The organism is Terrimonas alba, assembly GCF_042434975.1.
GTDB classification, from domain to species: domain Bacteria; phylum Bacteroidota; class Bacteroidia; order Chitinophagales; family Chitinophagaceae; genus Terrimonas_B; species Terrimonas_B alba.
Genome location: NZ_JBHMQM010000011.1, coordinates 42046 through 59540, shown reverse-complemented (window position 1 = coordinate 59540; position 17495 = coordinate 42046). Strand labels below are relative to the sequence as shown.

Below are 17495 nucleotides of genomic sequence, written 5' to 3'. Positions count from 1 at the left end.
AAAATCAAGCCTGTCCTGATTTTGAAAGCTTAAAATCAATCCCCGACCTTTCTTTGGCGGATCATAATTGACCCAGGCTATGAAAATGGCATTTTTACCACTTTTGCCTGTAGTAGTTTATCTCTTACTTTAATGAAAATATCCGAATCGATCGGCGAGTAAGCTGTACGGACATAGCCCATTCCTATTGCTTTACCCAATGAAGGGGATTGAGTACCTGAAGTTACCACACCGATGACGGCACCGGAATAATCTTTGATCTCATAACCCTGGCGGGGTATTCCTTTGTCGATCATTTCAAAACCTACCAGTTTTTTTTCAACGCCAGCCGCTTTTTGCTTTTCAAAAATTTCTTTGGAAGTAAAATCTTTTGAGAATTTAGTAATCCAACCCAGGCCGGCTTCGAGCGGTGATGTATTGTCATCAATGTCATTCCCGTATAAACAAAAACCCATTTCCAGGCGAAGCGTATCCCGGGCGCCCAGGCCAACTGGTTTTATTCCCTGCGCCTCACCGGCTTTAAAAATGGTATCCCAAATTTTTGCAGCATCATCATCTTTGTCTTCAAAATATATTTCAACACCGCCAGCCCCGGTATAACCTGTTGCACTGATCAATACATTTTTTACGCCGGCAAATTCACCTTTTACAAACGTGTAATATTTAAGATTCAGAATATCCATATCTGTCAGCGGCTGAAGAATCTTTGTGGCATTCGGACCCTGTATTGCCAGTAAACATGTTTTATCAGAGATATTGTGCATCTCTACATTCTTTGTATTGTGCTGCCTGATCCACTTCCAGTCTTTATCAATATTAGAAGCATTTACTACCAGCATATAGACCTTATTCTCTTCAATACAATACACCAATAAGTCATCTACTATACCACCCTCAGCATTGGGAAGACAACTGTATTGAGCCTGGCCGTTTTTCAATTTGGAAGCATCATTACTTGTTACCCGTTGAATCAGGTCGAGTGCATCTTCTCCTTTTAAAATAAACTCTCCCATATGACTTACGTCAAATACGCCGGCATTTTTCCGGACAGCGGCATGTTCATCATTTATCCCGCTATAACTTATCGGCATATTATAGCCTGCAAATGCAGCCATCTTTGCGCCAAGTGCAATATGTTTATCTGTAAAAGGAGTATTCTTCATGATTGTTAAATTGGTCCGCAAATGTAAGCGAAGCTTTTGACTTATTTTTCTATCCGCCCAATCAGTAAATGTATAGGAAAGACGATCTTCATTTTCTCCGTTTTCCAAAGTGGTTTAATTTTTTCTATCAATTCATTGACGGGGTTATAATTTTTTGCAGCCATAAATTTTTGAAGGGCCGACCAGGTATTAAAATATCCTTCCAACTCATCAATGGTCCATTCATATTCAATTTTAAAATCCGGGGCCTTCATTTTATTAAACGGAAAGGGAATGCTCCGATATTCTTCATCCACATATTTCCTTTCTTCATCCCAAAAGCTATTAAGGGTTTTATAATGATGATACTCTATCAACGCATCAATTTCTTTCGTAACCTTCAGTAGCGAATATGTCCAGGCAGCAAAGACGGAATTTATTTTTCCTACCCGTCTCACTTCTTTATAAAAATCATCAAAACGAAACCAGTGCAGGGCTTGGGCAACAGTAATAAGGTCAAATGAATTATCCGGGAAATTAGTTTGTTCCGCCGGTTGAACTGAGTAAAAAATATTGGGTAGCTGAATGGCATTTGCAATTTGCTTGTGACTGGTGTCAGTAGCAAAAACTATTTCAAATGATAGGGCTAACTGTTTTGCCGCCTGTCCGTTGCCTGTTCCGCAATCCCATGCAGATTGTTTGTTAGGAACCCGGCTGAAAATAAAGTCATATAATTCCTGGGGATATGCCGGACGATACTTTGCATACAAAGAAGATTGTGTTGAAAAGTTGTCTTTCATTTTTTGTCTGCTTCTAAAACATAAGCTACTAAATAATAGGTAAATTTGCGGCACCTTCTTTCTGCTTCTTTCCAAAAAAATAAATGCAAATACTATGAATGATTATTTAAACCAGGTTTACTGGGGTAATACTGTTTTAGCTTATCTCATCGCAGCAGGAAGCATCCTATTGACATGGGTGATCTTGCGATTGGTAAAGGGATACCTGATCCGTTTGCTTAAAAAATTAACAGCCAGAACTGAAACGAGTTTTGATGATGTGCTGATCAAAATCGCAGAAAAATTCGTTATTCCCTATGTATATCTCGCTATTAATTATAGTATAATAAGTCAGCTCACCCTTAGTACCAGAGTAGCAAAAATATTATCAGTGGCCATGTTATTTATTTCGACATGGTTTGCTATTCGACTGATCAATTTTTTGTTGCATGGTGCTGTTTTGGCTTACATGAAACAAAAAAACGAACCACCGGAAAGAGCCAAACAATTAAATGGAATTTTATTAGTTGTCAAGGCTCTTATCTGGGTCTTCGGTATCGTTCTATTGATCGACAACCTGGGTTATAATGTTACGACTATTATAGCCGGACTTGGGGTAGGAGGTATTGCAGTAGCCCTGGCGGCACAAAATATATTGGGCGACCTTTTCAGCTATCTGGTAATATTTTTTGACAAGCCCTTTGAAATAGGGGATTTCATTACTTCCAATGGTAATAGCGGAACCGTGGAAAAAATTGGCATTAAGACATCGCATGTCCGCAGCCCTGATGGGCAGCAGCTGGTGATGCCGAATGCTGAAATGGTGAAATCAGTAATTCATAATTACAAAAGATTACAGCGAAGAAGAGTTGTGTTTTCTGTTGGCGTCGTTTACTCAACGCCCGCTACACAACTAAGAAATATTCCAACACTAATTCGTGAGATAATTTCGGGGCAAGAACATACAAGTTTCGACCGGGCACATTTTAAGTCGTTTGGCGATTCAAGTCTCAATTTTGAAATAGTATATTTTGTAGAATCAGCGGACTACCTGTTATACATGGACACACATCATGCTATCTGTTTAAGAATATTTGAAGTTTTTGAACAAGAAAAAATTGAATTCGCCTATCCCACCCAGACGCTTTATCTAAATTCTGAAGAGAAGGCCTTATCAAACTGGGCTTCCGTTGTGCAGTGATGTGTTACGATTAAAACCGGCGTTGCCCGGGCATTGTGGTAAATGGAATGAAGTTTGCCCTACAAAAGACATTGCCATTAACCAACATTGTCATTATGAAAGTGAAACTTTTACTTCTATGCCTGTCACTTGCAGTTGGGTCGCTTACTGCCATTGCTCAACGAAAAGTTACCGGCTGCGGCTTTAAGGTGCCTCCCCGATCCTTACTTACCTCCCGGTTTTCTTCTGTGTATGAAGCAAGGGATATTCTTAAAAACATGCTTCAAACCATCAGCTGGCAGGAAAACTTCAGCATCAGGGAGCAAAACGGAATCAGGAATGCTTACGCGACGATCATTAACCAGGCCAGGTGGATCATCTACGATAATGACTTTTTAGAGGATCTTGATGCTTACACTTCTACCAAGTGGGCCTCCATCAGCGTTTTGGCGCACGAGATGGGACATCATTATTATAATCACGTTGTCAGTAGCCAGGGCAGCACGCCACCCAGGGAGATTGAAGCGGATGCTTTTTCAGGTTATGTGTTGGCAAAATTAGGCGCTACGTTAGAACAGTCCGTAGCAGCCATGCAGGCTATAGCTTCAGACAGGGCCAGTGTCTCACACCCCGCCAAGAAAGACCGGGTAAGTGCTATTGCAAAAGGTTGGAATAATGGCATAGGAAACGCCGCGCCAACTAGCCCTCCGGCAAATCCAACACCCGCACCTCCTACGCCGACACAACCTACTTATCCCAATCCCGGATCTGAAACACCTGGTAGCACTTCCACTCCTGAAAATGATCCCAGCTGGATTAGCCTGACCATTCAAAGCAATAAAGCAGAAACGGTTTTATTGAGCGATGATGGGAAAAATTTTCAACAGGCAGAGATCCCCGCCGGGCAGGCCTTTGTTTTCAAATTTGAAATTCATAATTATGGCTGGCTTCGCCTGAAATATTACAACGGTTATCGCACCTTCAAACTCATGCATGGAAAGGACTACAGCATTTTATGGAACCGGCGAACGGGAAATTGGACGGTCGCTGAAGTTCCCGAATAAATCAGCCATATTTAAAAAAAAAGAGGGACCTGGGAACAGGTCCTTCGTGTATTCTGTAAAGACAGAATTCAACATCAACTTATTTGACGGCTATGCCTTTCTTCAGGTTACAAACAAGGGCCCCGTTCCCGGAACCCTTTGTCTCTCCGCTTTCGCGGAGCCAACTTCAACCTAGTTTAGAAAAAACTTTTTACCAGCGAAAAGACAGGTGAAGGGGATGATATAGATGTATATGCATCCTGGTCATCCATACTTTCAGGATTACCGGTGTTCGATTTTTGCCCTTCGGTTTTCTGCTTTTCCAAATCTTTTATACGTTTTTCCGACTCCTGTTGTCTACGTTTTTCTTCGTCTATTTGCTTTTGGATATCATCGGCGGGTTGCGTTTTGTTTCCATCGTCATATTTATATCGATACTCATCTTTTGCCGGAGGTGTTGAAGAGTCCGATCTAATTGAGCTTGCGTCGCTGGTAAGAATGCCATCCGCTCCCATGGTAAATTCAACTCCTGTTCTCCATCTCCTGATATTGTCATACTCATAATCCCAACCATTGCGTGGCCACCTGCGCCTGTTACGCTTAAATGAAACTTCGTTTAGTTTATGTTCGATTGATTCATCAAAGATGATCTTTTTGCCTACAGGTATTTTTATTTCGATCTCTACATTTTGCCCGCGGTACTTGTTGGCTTTATCAATGGCAAAACCATTACCAAGATCTAATACGCTGTCACGATAGACAATGTTGTATTGAATTTTTTCGGCACGGTTTCTCGCTTCGCCTTCTGTTCTGCCTGAGCTGTATTTTTTTACCGTTACATAGTAAAGCGAGTCATAACTTTTGACGATATCAAACTTTACAAACGACAATTTCAGCGTATCGGAAGAAAGATCCCAACCTTCACCCTCGTCATTGATCCAGCCAAAATTTCCTGTATACTCTAATTCAGGTTCTGAAACCGTTACAACCATTCTGCCCGACGGCGGCTGTGTAATACTTAATGCATTATCTACATGTTCATATTCCCGTACATCTTTTGTCAGACTTGAAGCCAGCAACATCACACAGATCCAACCCAGGACCCACAATCCGGCGAAAGTCCAGCCAAGATAACTGTTACGTGAACGAACTCTCAATATTCTGCGGATAACCCAGGTAATAAAACCAATGAGCGGAACACCTAAGAAGAAAATCAATGTGCCCCAGGCATATAATTGCTGCGAACTACTGGTCCACAAAAAATTGTTGATAGGCCACCAGGCAATACCGCCAAACAGCAAGGCCATTAGAGCAACAAATAATCCAAAGGCAATGGTTCCGGCGATGAACAAAAAGAATACCTTAAACAACACACCTATTGCATGTCCCAATCCGCTTCCACTCCGGCGGGCAGTTTCGTTTACTTCAGCTGCAAATGCCCTCCCTCTTGTGTTAGCAAACTCTTTTGCTCTTGTGCCAAGGTTTTGCGCTGATTCCTTTACCTCTTCGCCCCAACCTTTCACTCTATCCTTCATGCTGCCCATTCCTTCTTTTACATTTTGACGAATGGTATTTACATCTACTTTTTCACCACGCATTTCCATTTTTTCATATGGGCTGTTTGCTTCTGGCAAGACGATCCACAGTATTATATAAATAAGAAACAACGTACTACTCAATGATCCAAAGATGATATTGGGAAAAAAATCAAATCCATTGTGCCAGGAAAGGCCGTCCAATATGCTGATGAAAATACTCAAGGCAAGAGGCGCAAGGAAAATGAGACGTATGGTTGATGATTTAATGTTGAAGTAAGCAGCCAAACCACCGGCAACACCACCAATCATTTTATCATCGGGATTGCGGTATAATCTTTTACCACCAAAATGCTCTATATCCTTTGCCGGCAATACGATCCATAATAAGATGTAGGCAAGAAACCCTAAGCCAAAACCACCGAAGGTAATGATGGCAAACAAAATCCGTACGATAGCCGGATCGACATTCAGGTAGGCAGCCAGGCCACTACATACACCACCGATGAATTTGTCGCTGCTGTCACGGTACAATCTCTTTTTTGCTCTTGTTTCGGAATAACTGTATTGTTGTTGCTGTGCTTGTTGTGCAGCCTCACCTGTATCGGTTGTATCAGCATCAAAATCTTCCGGCCTCCCCATGGAAGCAATAATTTCATTGATATCTGTATCGGTAACACAGGCGGCGCCCTTACGAACTTTATCATTCATCAGTTCAGCAATCCTGCTTTCGATATCATTGATGATCTCATCGCGACCATCTTCATGAGAAAAATACCGGCGAAGACTTTCAATGTAAGCCTGCAGTTTTTCATAAGCCGAATCCTCAATAGGTATCACCCGGCCACTCAGGTTTATGTTGATGATCTTTTTCATTTTCAAAAAATTTATGGTTGAAGTTGTTGTGGTTTTCTATGTGTATTATTTTTTTGCCAAAGCATTTACTCCATTCGATAGTTCCATCCAGGTTTGCTCCAGTTCTTTGTAAAAGGATTCTCCTTTTTCTGTCAGCGAAAAATATTTGCGGGGAGGGCCGGAGTTACTTTCTACCCAGCGGTAGGTAAGCATCTCAGCATTTTTCAATCTCGTCAATAAAGGATACAGGGTCCCTTCCAGTATTTGCAGATTGGCTCCCCTCATCTCTTCAACGATATCACTGGGGTAAACTTCGCCCCGGCGGATAACGGAAAGAATACAAAACTCCAAAATCCCTTTCCGCATCTGGCTCTGTGTATTTTCGATATTCATAACTTTCTTTTTTCAGAATGATCTTCTCCGGTTTTACTTAATGTCAGTTTTCTCAATGATCATAACTGATAACCCTGGTTATCTTCCATTGGTTATCTTTTTTTTGCCAAATATGAACGAACTTAAAAGTCCCGCAATCCTGCTTTCCATTTTCCAGGTGGCAAAACCTGTGCATGCCAATTTCCATTGCTCCATAACCCGGAATTGGGTAAACCTCCAGACTTCCTTTTACCAATTCTCTTTTTAGTTGGTTATTGCACTGTGCAGTTGTTTTTAAAAAATTAATGGTGTGTTCATAGCCGGTAAGACCGCCTTTATCATGATAAAATTCCAAATCCTCCGTGAACATTGTCTTGAACAGATCGATATCTCTTTTATTAAAGGCATTAAACAACAGGCTATCCTGCTCCGAAATTTCCTCATAGAGCTCCTGGTTGCCGGCGGTGTGCTGGCCTGATTGGGCATTTGTCCGAAGACCAGCCACCACCATCGCAGCTAAAAGAAAAAGGACAAGGGTAAATGATTTAGGTTTCATAATCAATTTTCAATTTGATAAACCAAAGATAAGGTGATATTTGGTACTATGCAACACAAAGTACCAAATATTTTCAGGTAATGGTTTATAAACAGAGCCGTTATCGCGGGATAACCTATTGATTTTGAAGACAATTTTCCTTCTCTTTCCTTAAGGCTACTAAATGGGAGATTTATAAGCGGTAAAAAAAGCGGACAGAAGTCCGCTTAAACTTATTTAAGATGATATCAGAGGAGGGACCAAAACCGATCAAAATTCTTCTTTAGCCAAGTATTGGGATTCTTCCGGCTGTGATTTTAATACAGCATACTTTTCAACATTATTAATCAGGGCCTGGTCTATCATATCTACAACATTTCCGTAATCGGCGTCCGGCCCCGGCTTTATTAACAGCATCAGGCCTTTTCTTCCATCCCGCTTATTATGCACATCAAGCCATTTTTGTTTTTGCCGAATCACATCACCGATTCCCGCATTTGGTGAAAACCCAGTCTTCAGAATTGCTTTTGCTTCTGCAGCTTTGTTCCAGTCACCGTGATAATAGAAGAGAGTGTTGCTCTTACTTACCAAAACAGTCAGTGCATCAGATTCTCCCAAATCAACAGGTGGTCCTTCTTTCGGCATGGCAAGGTTTGTTACCATCGGTTTGCTTAACTCTGTAGTGATTACAAAAAAACTGATCAATAAAAAACCCAGGTCTACCATGGGTGTCATATCTGTTTTTGGAGTGTGCTTCCTGGCGCGGAAGCCGGGCCTGCGCCTGTCATTTGTTGTGCTATTTATTTCTGCCATAAGTTAGTTTTCATTGAGATCCTGATAGAAAAAAATTCCATACCCATATCCTTACAGGATTGTGTACTTAGTGGGGCATTGTTATTGTTATCTTTATAAAAGAGTGTTTATAAAATGAATTTTGTGGACTTTCTTTAAAATTGTTTATAAAAACCAGGCAAATGAAAACAATAATAGTTCCAACGGATTTTTCGCCGACGGCGACCAATGCAACTCACTATGCGATGGATATGGCGCTGGCGATTGATGCAAATATTCTTTTATTCCATGCTTACCAGTTGCCCCTGGCGATTGGTGAAACTCCGTTAATGCTATTGTCAGTGGATGAAATGAAAGATGCTGCAGAAGCTAAACTGACGCAGGTAAAAAAGGATTTTGAACATATTACTTCGGGTAAGCTTCAAATAGATACAGAATCAAGACTAGGAAATTTATCCGATGAACTGGAAGATTGCTGCAATAAGAATCAACCTTTTTGCGTGATCATGGGCACGCAGGGTCATTCAGCTGTTGAACGGGTTATATTTGGCAGCAATACTTTATCAGTTATCAAACATCTTACCTGGCCGGTAATCTGTATTCCTACTGGCAAAGAGTACGGAACAGGTATAAAAAAAATAGGTATGGCCTGTGATTTTCGTGAAGTAAAAGAAACAACCCCTACATCTGTTATAAAAACTTTTGTAAACGAATTCAAGGCTGAACTGCATGTACTCAATGTTGATTACGAAAACCGCCATTTCGGTCCTGATACGCCTCACGAACTGATTCTTCTTAAAACAGCATTACAGGATCTAAAACCTCAATACCATTACCTGGAACATAAAGACATTGAAGATGGAATCAATGAATTTGCCGAAACCAATAATCTTGACCTGGTCATTACCATTCCCAAGAAGCATAAACTGATGGAGGGGCTATTTAAGAAAAGTTCTTCCCGGCAACTGGTGTTTCAGTCGCATATACCAGTGATGTGCATCCATGAGTAAGTAAGAAATTAAAAAGTGAAAAGGAGATAAAGAGTGAAATTATCACACCTTATCTCCTTTTCAAATAAATAAGTTAATTGGCTGCAGTGTCCAGAACTTCCCTTTTTCTCTTTGAACTCTTAACTTAGAATTCTGCGCTCTTCGGTGTTCGTGGAAATGCAATTACGTCGCGGATATTGCTCATACCGGTGACAAACTGCACCATCCTTTCAAAGCCCAATCCAAAACCGGCATGTGGCACGGTTCCGAAACGACGGGTATCTAAGTACCACCACAATTCGTCGATAGGAATATTCAATTCTCTCATTCTCGCCTCCAATTTATCCAGTCGCTCTTCTCTTTGTGAGCCACCTACAATTTCTCCAATGCCTGGTGCCAGGATATCCATTGCTGCCACGGTTTTACCATCATCATTTTGCCGCATGTAAAATGATTTGATAGCTGCGGGATAGTTGGTAAGAATAACTGGCCTTTTGAAATGTTTTTCTACCAGGTATCTTTCATGTTCGCTTTGCAGATCCATGCCCCAGTCTGTAATGGGATATTGAAATTTCTTTTTCTTGTTATAATTACTTTCTCTTAAAATTTCAATCGCTTCAGTATATGTCAGTCTTTCAAAATCATTTTTAAGAACAAACTCCAGCTTCTCAATCAGGCCCATTTCACTTCTCTTATCCTGTGGCAATTGCTTTTCTTCATCAGCCAGTCGCTGCGCCAGGAAATCGAGGTCTTCCCGGTTGTTGTCCATTGCATACTGAATCAAATATTTGATAAACTCCTCAGCAAGGTTGGCGTTATCTTCCAAATCACAAAAAGCCATTTCAGGCTCTATCATCCAGAACTCAGCCAGGTGACGTGCAGTGTTTGAATTCTCTGCTCTAAAAGTAGGACCGAATGTATAAATATCACCAAAAGCCGTTGCCCCTAATTCACCTTCCAGCTGTCCGCTTACCGTTAGGTTAGTTGACCGGCCAAAAAAATCTTCTTTATAATCAATATTTCCTTTTTCATCACGGGGGGCATTATCGGGAGGTAGTGTCGTTACCCGAAACATTTCACCAGCACCTTCAGCATCACTGGCGGTAATGATAGGCGTATGCATATACACAAAACCCTTGTCGTTAAAAAACTTATGAACAGCAAAGGCCAAAGAATGCCGGACGCGAAATACAGATCCAAATGTATTGGTACGAAAACGCAGATGGGCTATTTCACGTAAAAACTCCAATGAATGCTTTTTGGGTTGCAAAGGATATTTTTCAGCATCACTATCGCCAAGTATTGTCATTGCGCTGGCCTTCAACTCCAGCTTTTGACCCTTGCCCAATGAAGGTGCAACACTTCCGGTTACCTTTATAGCCGCCGATGTAGTTATTCGCTTCAATGTTTCATCATCAAACTTACCCAGCTCAACTACCACCTGGAGGTTTGTATTTGTTGAGCCGTCATTCAATGCTATGAATTGGTTATTACGAAACGTACGAACCCATCCCATTACCGTTACTTCTTGTCCTGTTGGCTCCTGCAACAGCAGTTCCTTGATTTTAACCCTTTGATTGAACATAGCATCTTTTTTTAGAGTTGGCAAAGGTAAAACATGAAAGGCAGTATTCAGACGGGTTCTGTAGTTTAGCCATTACTCAACCTCTTTTTCTGTAATCACTTAAAAAGCAGGTCATTCCTTCAAAATATTCATCTAAATCAAGTGTAAAAAAATTAGTTACGCCCTGGAATCGCCAGGCCAAAATTTTTGTTTTTACGAAAAACAACTGTATTATTGCAGTGGAAAGAGGCTGATAAGTAATTTGTTCTCCTGTTTATTGGCTCATCAGAAACCTACCTATCCGTTCAAGTAAAACTCAACTTTTTCAAATTTTTCAGACTTAGTGATTTAATCACTCTATTAAACTTCAAGATTTTTGTATGTATGACATTCTGCAATTGAACGATATGCTCGTTCCTGAACTGCTGGATATTGCTGAGCAGCTCAACATCCCCAATGCAAAAAAATTAGATAAACAAGGACTCATTTATAAAATCCTCGATAACCAGGCTATTGCCGGCTCTAAAACAGGAGGCGTAACAGAAGAAAAAGGTAAAAGGAAACGGATAATAAAGGCTTCGACAGCAAATACAACAGAGGAAGCGGTAATAGAAGACGCCTCAGCACCTCCTATTACCAGCGAGAAAAAAATTATAAAAAAGTCTTCTCATCCCGCCCGTAAAGATGAAAAGGCTGTTGCGAAGAAAGGACGTAAGAAAACAGAAGAAAAAGAGGAGGAAACACTGTTCCCCGAAGAAGTCCGGGAAACTTCTGTTGAAGAAGCCGCTTTTCAACAGGCAGATGAAGCACTGGCAGCTGCCAATGCAGCTCCCGTCGCTCAACCTGAAGTTCCATCAATCCCTAACAAACACCATCAGCATCATAGAAGAGAACAAAATTTCAATATCGAATTTGATGGCGTTATTCTTTCCGAAGGCGTGCTGGAGATGATGCCGGACGGCTATGGCTTCCTTCGCTCATCAGACTACAATTATCTTTCTTCACCTGATGATGTATATGTTTCTCCTTCGCAAATAAAACTTTTTGGATTAAAGACGGGTGATACCGTGCATGGCGCTGTTCGTCCACCCAAAGAAGGTGAAAAATATTTTGCGTTATTAAAAGTTGACACCATTAATGGCAAGGGTCCTGATGAGGTTCGTGACCGTGTACCCTTCGATTACCTGACACCGCTATTTCCGTTTGAGAAATTGAATTTGTTTACTTCTCCTTCCGATTATTCTACACGCATCATGGATCTCTTCACTCCAATTGGTAAAGGCCAGCGTGGATTGATCGTAGCACAGCCAAAAACGGGTAAAACAATGCTGTTGAAAGCTGTTGCGAATGCTATTGCAGAAAACCATCCGGAATGTTACCTGATGGTAGTGCTGGTAGATGAGCGGCCTGAGGAGGTAACCGATATGGAGCGGAGTGTAAAGGCAGAAGTAATTGCCTCAACATTTGATGAACCTGCAGAGAAACACGTTAAAGTTTCAACCATCGCTTTGCAAAAAGCAAAACGCCTGGTAGAGTGCGGCCATGATGTAGTGATCCTGCTTGATTCTATTACCCGTCTTGCCCGTGCACACAATACCGTTGCACCGTCAAGTGGTAAAGTATTATCCGGTGGTGTGGAAGCTAACGCTATGCAAAAACCAAAACAATTTTTTGGAGCGGCCCGTAAAATAGAGAATGGTGGCTCCTTAACTATCATTGCAACCGCTCTTGTTGATACTGGTAGCAAAATGGACGAGGTGATCTTTGAAGAGTTTAAAGGTACCGGCAATATGGAACTGCAATTGGAGCGTCGATTATCCAACAAACGTATCTATCCTGCTATTGACCTGACGGCATCTTCTACACGCCGGGACGATCTGTTATTAGAAAGAGATGTATTACAGCGTATGAATTTGCTTCGTGTTTTCTTAGCGGATATGAACGTGGAAGAAGCGATGCGTGAGTTACAAAACAGGATGAAGGGAACCAAGAACAACGAAGAGTTCCTTGCATCAATGAATCGCTAATTTTTCATCTAATACGTCTTGATATGAAAACAAGTTTTGTAAATTTTTTTATTGCTGCTTCTTTGCTAATCCTGTTTTCCTGTAATGATGAAAAAAAGGAAAAGACAAACACTACTGAAGAAAAGACCGAGGTAAAGAAAGAAGAGCCAAAGAAAACAGAAGTATCGATAGGACCTGGTGGCGCCGAAGTGAAAACGAAAAGTGGCACTGAGATCAAAGTCGGAGACTCGGGCACATCGGTAAAGAGCAAAGATGTAAAAGTGGATGTGAAAAAGGATTGATGAATAATCATATTTTCTTAAAAAGCTTCTTCCAGAGAGGCTTTTTTTATGCCCGGTGCTACACAATCTGACCAACTTGTTTTCGTTATAGTTATGCTGAAAAACAATATCCCTTAACTAAGCCTGTTTGGCACACCGATTCTGATGAAAACACTAAAACTGCTGCCGCTCTTCCTGCTTTTACCGCTGGTATTTCATGCACAAAAAAGCCTGACGGGCCTATGGGTAGGTTCATTAAGCAATGACAGTGTCACTGTTCGCAAGGATCAATCGTTCGAAATCGCACTCACCGAGTACAGGCAAAAAGTATACGGATATTCCCGCAGTAGTTTTATCGTAAATGATACGCTTTACTATGTTTTAAAAAGAGTAAAAGGAACTATCAATGGTGATGTGTGCGAAGTAAAAGACGATGAAATCATTTCCTATAATTTTCGAGGCAAGCTTGACAAAGGAGTAAAAATGACCAGTATTTTCCGAATGAATAAACAGGATAGCACCTGGCACCTGCAGGGCGACTGGAAAACAAATCAAACCAAAAAGTTTTACTCTATCACCGGCAGGGTTGAGCTGAAAGAGGAACCCAATTATGAAAAATCAAAAATCTTCCCGCACCTCGAGGAATTAAAGGTAGCCGACGAAGTACCGTTTTACACGTCCTCAAAAAAATCGACTCAACCAACATCAACACCTTCAACTATCTCTCAGCCAGTAAAAAAAGAAGTAACTGTAGCAAAGGCCGAAACACTTAAACCTGAAAAGAAGATTGAAGAACCTGCAAAGCAGGAAGAAGAAGTAGTGGCATCTGCTGAATTGAGAAAAACCGATTTGCCTGCCAATAAGGTACAAACCGAAGAAAGAAAGAATTTTGACAACACCCTGCAACAACCTTCGGTAAGCAAGCGGGAACTGGCGATCAAAAAGGAAGAAATAAAAGCATTGCCGCAAACAACAGTTGAAGAACCAAAAGAAAGAAATGCTACAGCGATTACAAGGTCTGAATCAGACAGGAAAATCATTAGTACTGATATTCAAAAGCCCGAAATAAAAATACCTACAGCGGCTGCTTTTGTAGCAGAAAGAAAGACGGTTGCGCCACAAGTAGTTGAATTCAAATCTGACAGTCTTGAGTTAAGACTTTATGATAACGGCGAAATAGATGGAGACACTGTTAGCATTTTATTGAATGGTGAGATTATTCTCGCCAAACAAGGACTAAAAGCTACTGCAATAAAAAAGACTATTCACATTGCACCGGGCAACAACGAAGTAAACCTTGTTTTGTATGCTGAGAACCTCGGAAAATATCCGCCAAACACCGGACTATTGGTAGTATATGACGGAGAGGACATTTACCAGGTTCGCTTTAGTGCCGACCTGCGGCAAAATGCTGCCGTTGTATTCCGGAGAAAAAAGTAAATCCATAAGATCTTTAGGTTTCATCCGGCCTTGATTTTATAATTAAATTTAGTTTGACATTATTGATTAGTTAACCGGTCAAACTAAACTTATATGAAACTGATCAAGGCTGTATTTACACTCACTCTTCCGGTGCTATTCTCCTGCACCCAATCTCAACCTAATGCTGGCGACCTTCTTAATAGCGGTAAATGGATTGATCTGAGTTATGACTTCTCCGATCAGACGCTGTATTGGCCAAATAATCCTTCTGGATTCAGGCTGGATACCCTTGCAGAAGGAAATACGGAAAGCGGATTCTATTATTCTTCCTTTGCGTTTACAGCGCCGGAACATGGAGGTACTCACCTTGACGCCCCGGTTCATTTTTCAGCAAAGGGATTGAGTACAGATAAACTACAATTGGATCAACTTACCGGAGATGCCGTGGTTATTGATGTATCTGCCAAAACAGTAAACAACCGCGACTATCTTATTACTGTTGATGATATAAACCAGTGGGAAAAAACGAACGGTGCAATCAAAGAAAATGCGATCGTATTATTCAGGACTAGTTATGGAAAATTTTATCCCGATGCAGAAAAATATTTTGGCACGGCTGAAAAAGGTGAAGCCGGAATAGCCAAACTACATTTTCCCGGCATTGATCCGAAAGCGGCGGAATGGTTAGTACAGCACAAAGTAAAAGCAGTTGGTATTGACACTCCCAGCATCGACTACGGACAATCAAAAGATTTTAAAACCCACCAGGTACTAATGGGCGCCGACATCCCGGCATTTGAAAACGTAGCTAACATGGATCAATTACCCCCAATGGGATCCTATGTCGTAGCCCTTCCAATGAAAATAAAAAATGGAAGCGGTGGACCCTTGCGAATAATTGCCTGGATGAGGAAATAGATAGAGCCTCTTGTTGTCGTAATTATAGTTACAGATTAAGCGTGGAAAAATATTTGATTGTGTTTGGTAATACAAGAAGAAGGTTTTACTTTCCGAAATAGTATTACAAGCCATCAATTTCTTTAAAATGATTTTTCCATTCAGACTACTACTACTTGTCGCATGTTTCCTTAGTTTTTCGTCCTGTGTCAGCACAATGAAAAGCAGCATCAAAGATGACGGAGAGCAAGTACCGCCAGATTTTGGAAATACTAACGAAACATTACTGGTTATAAGGAAAGGAAAGAGGAGTTATGACAAGTATCTGGAGGAGAATTTTGAAAAAAATTATTTTGGCAAGTACATTATTATTGACAAAAGTGAATTAGAAAGCAGCAAGTATAAAAGTATAGAGGTATACAGATACGTATTTGATGAAGAGTTTAATCAAGAATACATATCTGCAAACAGCGCACAGCGTAGTGCAAACAGAGGAAGACAGTTTAAGGACAACGGTCAAAGCGTTGACTACGGACTGCATACCTATGCAAGGTTTCAGGTACAAGATCGGCGAACAGGCACTGTTTACAAAACCAAGCATGGTACCGGTGCGTTTTCAAAGTGGATGAAGGCCTATATTCAGGCGTTAGAAAAATCACGGCGGCAAAAAACTAAACAGTAGCCTTTATCCGCAAATAACTTGAATTCGGCTAAGGCATGTAAACTATCCCCTGCATTACCCATTTAGTTGCAAGGATGAAGAGTTCGCCTATTCCAAGCTAATAATTCAATCAATCGGGATCTTCGCCGCATTTTCCGTCAGCCACTGATCAAACGACTGAATGGATGGATTAAGTTGTTTGGAAAATTTGACATCCCTTGTAGATGTGCATACTTCTTCGAAGTCACGATAAAACTGGAACATATTACCCAGGTCATCAGCTCCGGGAAAACCAAAACTCCGGTACGTTTCCGGTGTTACTTCATTATAAACGACTTCTTCACCAAGGGCTTTTGTCAACGATTCAGCCATTTGCCGGCAGGTTGGTTCTCCGCCGGCAACACCAATTCTTTTGCCAACCATGGATAAACCCCTTTTGAAGATTCCATAGGCACATTTACCTATATCTTCAGAGGCGATACCGGAAAGCTTTTTATCCCCCATAGGGAAAGTAATAGCCAGTTTACCATCGGCACCACGTTTAGGACCGGAGCCGAAATAAATCAGGTTTTCCCAATAGAAAGAAGGCAAAAAGAAGGTGGTCGGCACTCCTGCATCGGTAAAGAAATGATCGGATTCTCCCTTTCCATCAAAATGAGGGACTTTATATTTTCCCATCAGGGTTGGCATTCGATCATCGGAAAGCGGTATCCAGTTTCGGGTGTCTTCCAGGGTGGACCATATCACATGTTTAAGACCGGCTTTTTTTGCAGCGTCCGCCATCATCTTTGCTTCAGCAATCTCCTTCTCCGGCGAAAAATGTGCCCAGTAAAAGGTGACGAGGTAGGCGCCGTATGTACCTTCCAAAGCTTTGGTCATACTTTCAAGATCATCAACATCAGCAGCAACGACTTCGGCTCCCATCTTCGAAAGCTCTTTGGCTTTATCAGAAGCCGGATCTCTTGTGATGGCACGAACAGCAAACTCACTATTACTGTCATGAAGAATAGCACGGGCCAATCCACCTCCCTGTGCACCCGTAGCGCCAAAGATGGCGATGATTTTCCTGGATGGCATAAGAATAAATTTTAGCAGAAGTTACAAAACAAGGAGATAAGATTTTGGTTTATCCCCTTCTAATTTTTTTACCAAAATAGTTGTACGGATTTTATTCGCTAATCAAGGCGTCGATCTTACCGGCAAGTTTCCGGTCTCTGTCTGTCACAATATCCCCTGCATCATGTGTGCAAAGCCAAACCTCCACCGTGTTCCAAACATTTTTCCATTCGGGGTGGTGATCCATTTTTTCAGCAGCCAACGCTACTCTTGTCATAAAGGCAAAGGCTTCACTAAAATTTTTAAACTGGAATTTCCGGTACAATTTGTTTTCAGTTTCCTTCCACATACAATTTCAATTTAGATGGGTTAGAAAAAACCTTTTA

At 41.2% G+C, this 17495-nt stretch carries 17 protein-coding genes; 8 read left to right on the top strand and 9 right to left on the bottom strand.

Going from position 1 to position 17495, the window contains the following annotated elements:
* Positions 1–77: 77 nt before the first annotated feature.
* Both gcvT and ACFEL9_RS25620 read right to left on the bottom strand, forming a co-directional pair.
* Positions 78–1271 (bottom strand): glycine cleavage system aminomethyltransferase GcvT, encoded by a 1194-nt coding sequence (gene gcvT / locus ACFEL9_RS25625; RefSeq protein WP_385896119.1) that lies wholly within the window; start codon positions 1269–1271, stop codon positions 78–80.
* Positions 1205–1942 carry a class I SAM-dependent methyltransferase gene (locus ACFEL9_RS25620; RefSeq protein WP_385896117.1) on the bottom strand — a complete coding sequence of 246 codons (738 nt, stop codon included), beginning with the start codon at positions 1940–1942 and terminating at the stop codon, positions 1205–1207. Before ACFEL9_RS25620 ends, gcvT begins: the two co-directional genes overlap by 67 nt.
* 94 nt (positions 1943–2036) lie before the next feature.
* Here ACFEL9_RS25620 and ACFEL9_RS25615 point away from each other — a divergent pair, with 94 nt between their 5' ends.
* Both ACFEL9_RS25615 and ACFEL9_RS25610 read left to right on the top strand, forming a co-directional pair.
* Entirely contained in the window at positions 2037–3122 is a 1086-nt protein-coding gene (locus ACFEL9_RS25615; protein WP_385896116.1) for a mechanosensitive ion channel family protein, read from the top strand.
* Positions 3123–3217: 95 nt separating this feature from the next.
* A complete protein-coding gene (locus tag ACFEL9_RS25610) occupies positions 3218–4165 on the top strand; it encodes a M48 family metalloprotease (RefSeq protein WP_385896113.1) in 948 nt (315 codons plus the stop codon).
* 176 nt (positions 4166–4341) lie between these two features.
* Here the strand turns inward: ACFEL9_RS25610 and ACFEL9_RS25605 are convergent, their stop codons facing one another.
* The 4 genes from ACFEL9_RS25605 to ACFEL9_RS25590 form a co-directional block, all read right to left on the bottom strand.
* Entirely contained in the window at positions 4342–6555 is a 2214-nt protein-coding gene (locus ACFEL9_RS25605) for a PspC domain-containing protein (protein ID WP_385896110.1), read from the bottom strand.
* A 45-nt stretch (positions 6556–6600) separates the two neighbouring features.
* Positions 6601–6927: a PadR family transcriptional regulator gene (locus tag ACFEL9_RS25600; RefSeq protein ID WP_276504169.1), complete on the bottom strand. Its 327-nt coding sequence runs from the start codon at positions 6925–6927 to the stop codon at positions 6601–6603.
* Positions 6928–6979: 52 nt separating this feature from the next.
* Entirely contained in the window at positions 6980–7462 is a 483-nt protein-coding gene (locus ACFEL9_RS25595) for a nuclear transport factor 2 family protein (protein ID WP_385896106.1), read from the bottom strand.
* A 249-nt stretch (positions 7463–7711) separates the two neighbouring features.
* A complete protein-coding gene (locus tag ACFEL9_RS25590; protein ID WP_385896103.1) occupies positions 7712–8254 on the bottom strand; it encodes an ExbD/TolR family protein in 543 nt (180 codons plus the stop codon).
* Positions 8255–8415: 161 nt separating this feature from the next.
* On the opposite strand from ACFEL9_RS25590, the gene ACFEL9_RS25585 reads away from it, so the two are divergent.
* Positions 8416–9243 carry a universal stress protein gene (locus ACFEL9_RS25585; protein WP_385896100.1) on the top strand — a complete coding sequence of 276 codons (828 nt, stop codon included), beginning with the start codon at positions 8416–8418 and terminating at the stop codon, positions 9241–9243.
* A 124-nt stretch (positions 9244–9367) separates the two neighbouring features.
* On the opposite strand, the gene asnS is transcribed toward ACFEL9_RS25585, so the two are convergent.
* Positions 9368–10807: an asparagine--tRNA ligase gene (asnS, locus tag ACFEL9_RS25580; protein ID WP_385896097.1), complete on the bottom strand. Its 1440-nt coding sequence runs from the start codon at positions 10805–10807 to the stop codon at positions 9368–9370.
* A gap of 359 nt (positions 10808–11166) precedes the next feature.
* On the opposite strand from asnS, the gene rho reads away from it, so the two are divergent.
* The 5 genes from rho (at position 11167) to ACFEL9_RS25555 (ending at position 16074) form a co-directional block, all read left to right on the top strand.
* Positions 11167–12813, top strand: coding sequence for a transcription termination factor Rho (rho, locus tag ACFEL9_RS25575; protein WP_385896096.1), 1647 nt, complete (start codon positions 11167–11169; stop codon positions 12811–12813).
* A gap of 23 nt (positions 12814–12836) precedes the next feature.
* Positions 12837–13094 carry a hypothetical protein gene (locus ACFEL9_RS25570; protein WP_385896094.1) on the top strand — a complete coding sequence of 86 codons (258 nt, stop codon included), beginning with the start codon at positions 12837–12839 and terminating at the stop codon, positions 13092–13094.
* 144 nt (positions 13095–13238) lie between these two features.
* Positions 13239–14513 carry a hypothetical protein gene (locus ACFEL9_RS25565; protein ID WP_385896091.1) on the top strand — a complete coding sequence of 425 codons (1275 nt, stop codon included), beginning with the start codon at positions 13239–13241 and terminating at the stop codon, positions 14511–14513.
* Between the two features lie 93 nt (positions 14514–14606).
* Positions 14607–15413, top strand: coding sequence for a cyclase family protein (locus tag ACFEL9_RS25560; protein ID WP_385896089.1), 807 nt, complete (start codon positions 14607–14609; stop codon positions 15411–15413).
* Positions 15414–15609: 196 nt separating this feature from the next.
* Complete coding sequence (locus tag ACFEL9_RS25555; protein WP_385896086.1) at positions 15610–16074, top strand: hypothetical protein; 465 nt, start codon at positions 15610–15612, stop codon at positions 16072–16074.
* A 105-nt stretch (positions 16075–16179) separates the two neighbouring features.
* On the opposite strand, the gene ACFEL9_RS25550 is transcribed toward ACFEL9_RS25555, so the two are convergent.
* Together ACFEL9_RS25550 and ACFEL9_RS25545 are read right to left on the bottom strand one after the other, a co-directional pair.
* Complete coding sequence (locus ACFEL9_RS25550; RefSeq protein WP_385896085.1) at positions 16180–17130, bottom strand: NmrA/HSCARG family protein; 951 nt, start codon at positions 17128–17130, stop codon at positions 16180–16182.
* A gap of 91 nt (positions 17131–17221) precedes the next feature.
* Entirely contained in the window at positions 17222–17458 is a 237-nt protein-coding gene (locus ACFEL9_RS25545) for a 4a-hydroxytetrahydrobiopterin dehydratase (RefSeq protein WP_385896083.1), read from the bottom strand.
* Between the last annotated feature and the right edge of the window lie 37 nt (positions 17459–17495).

What these genes read in the sequence shown, in the direction of transcription:
- ACFEL9_RS25620 (WP_385896117.1), bottom strand. Translation starts at nt 1,942, where the DNA reads ATGAAAGACAACTTTTCAACACAATCTTCTTTGTATGCAAAGTATCGT.
- ACFEL9_RS25615 (WP_385896116.1), top strand. Translation starts at nt 2,037, where the DNA reads ATGAATGATTATTTAAACCAGGTTTACTGGGGTAATACTGTTTTAGCT.
- ACFEL9_RS25610 (WP_385896113.1), top strand. Translation starts at nt 3,218, where the DNA reads ATGAAAGTGAAACTTTTACTTCTATGCCTGTCACTTGCAGTTGGGTCG.
- ACFEL9_RS25605 (WP_385896110.1), bottom strand. Translation starts at nt 6,555, where the DNA reads ATGAAAAAGATCATCAACATAAACCTGAGTGGCCGGGTGATACCTATT.
- ACFEL9_RS25600 (WP_276504169.1), bottom strand. Translation starts at nt 6,927, where the DNA reads ATGAATATCGAAAATACACAGAGCCAGATGCGGAAAGGGATTTTGGAG.
- ACFEL9_RS25595 (WP_385896106.1), bottom strand. Translation starts at nt 7,462, where the DNA reads ATGAAACCTAAATCATTTACCCTTGTCCTTTTTCTTTTAGCTGCGATG.
- ACFEL9_RS25590 (WP_385896103.1), bottom strand. Translation starts at nt 8,254, where the DNA reads ATGGCAGAAATAAATAGCACAACAAATGACAGGCGCAGGCCCGGCTTC.
- ACFEL9_RS25585 (WP_385896100.1), top strand. Translation starts at nt 8,416, where the DNA reads ATGAAAACAATAATAGTTCCAACGGATTTTTCGCCGACGGCGACCAAT.
- asnS (WP_385896097.1), bottom strand. Translation starts at nt 10,807, where the DNA reads ATGTTCAATCAAAGGGTTAAAATCAAGGAACTGCTGTTGCAGGAGCCA.
- rho (WP_385896096.1), top strand. Translation starts at nt 11,167, where the DNA reads ATGTATGACATTCTGCAATTGAACGATATGCTCGTTCCTGAACTGCTG.
- ACFEL9_RS25570 (WP_385896094.1), top strand. Translation starts at nt 12,837, where the DNA reads ATGAAAACAAGTTTTGTAAATTTTTTTATTGCTGCTTCTTTGCTAATC.
- ACFEL9_RS25565 (WP_385896091.1), top strand. Translation starts at nt 13,239, where the DNA reads ATGAAAACACTAAAACTGCTGCCGCTCTTCCTGCTTTTACCGCTGGTA.
- ACFEL9_RS25560 (WP_385896089.1), top strand. Translation starts at nt 14,607, where the DNA reads ATGAAACTGATCAAGGCTGTATTTACACTCACTCTTCCGGTGCTATTC.
- ACFEL9_RS25555 (WP_385896086.1), top strand. Translation starts at nt 15,610, where the DNA reads ATGAAAAGCAGCATCAAAGATGACGGAGAGCAAGTACCGCCAGATTTT.
- ACFEL9_RS25550 (WP_385896085.1), bottom strand. Translation starts at nt 17,130, where the DNA reads ATGCCATCCAGGAAAATCATCGCCATCTTTGGCGCTACGGGTGCACAG.
- ACFEL9_RS25545 (WP_385896083.1), bottom strand. Translation starts at nt 17,458, where the DNA reads ATGTGGAAGGAAACTGAAAACAAATTGTACCGGAAATTCCAGTTTAAA.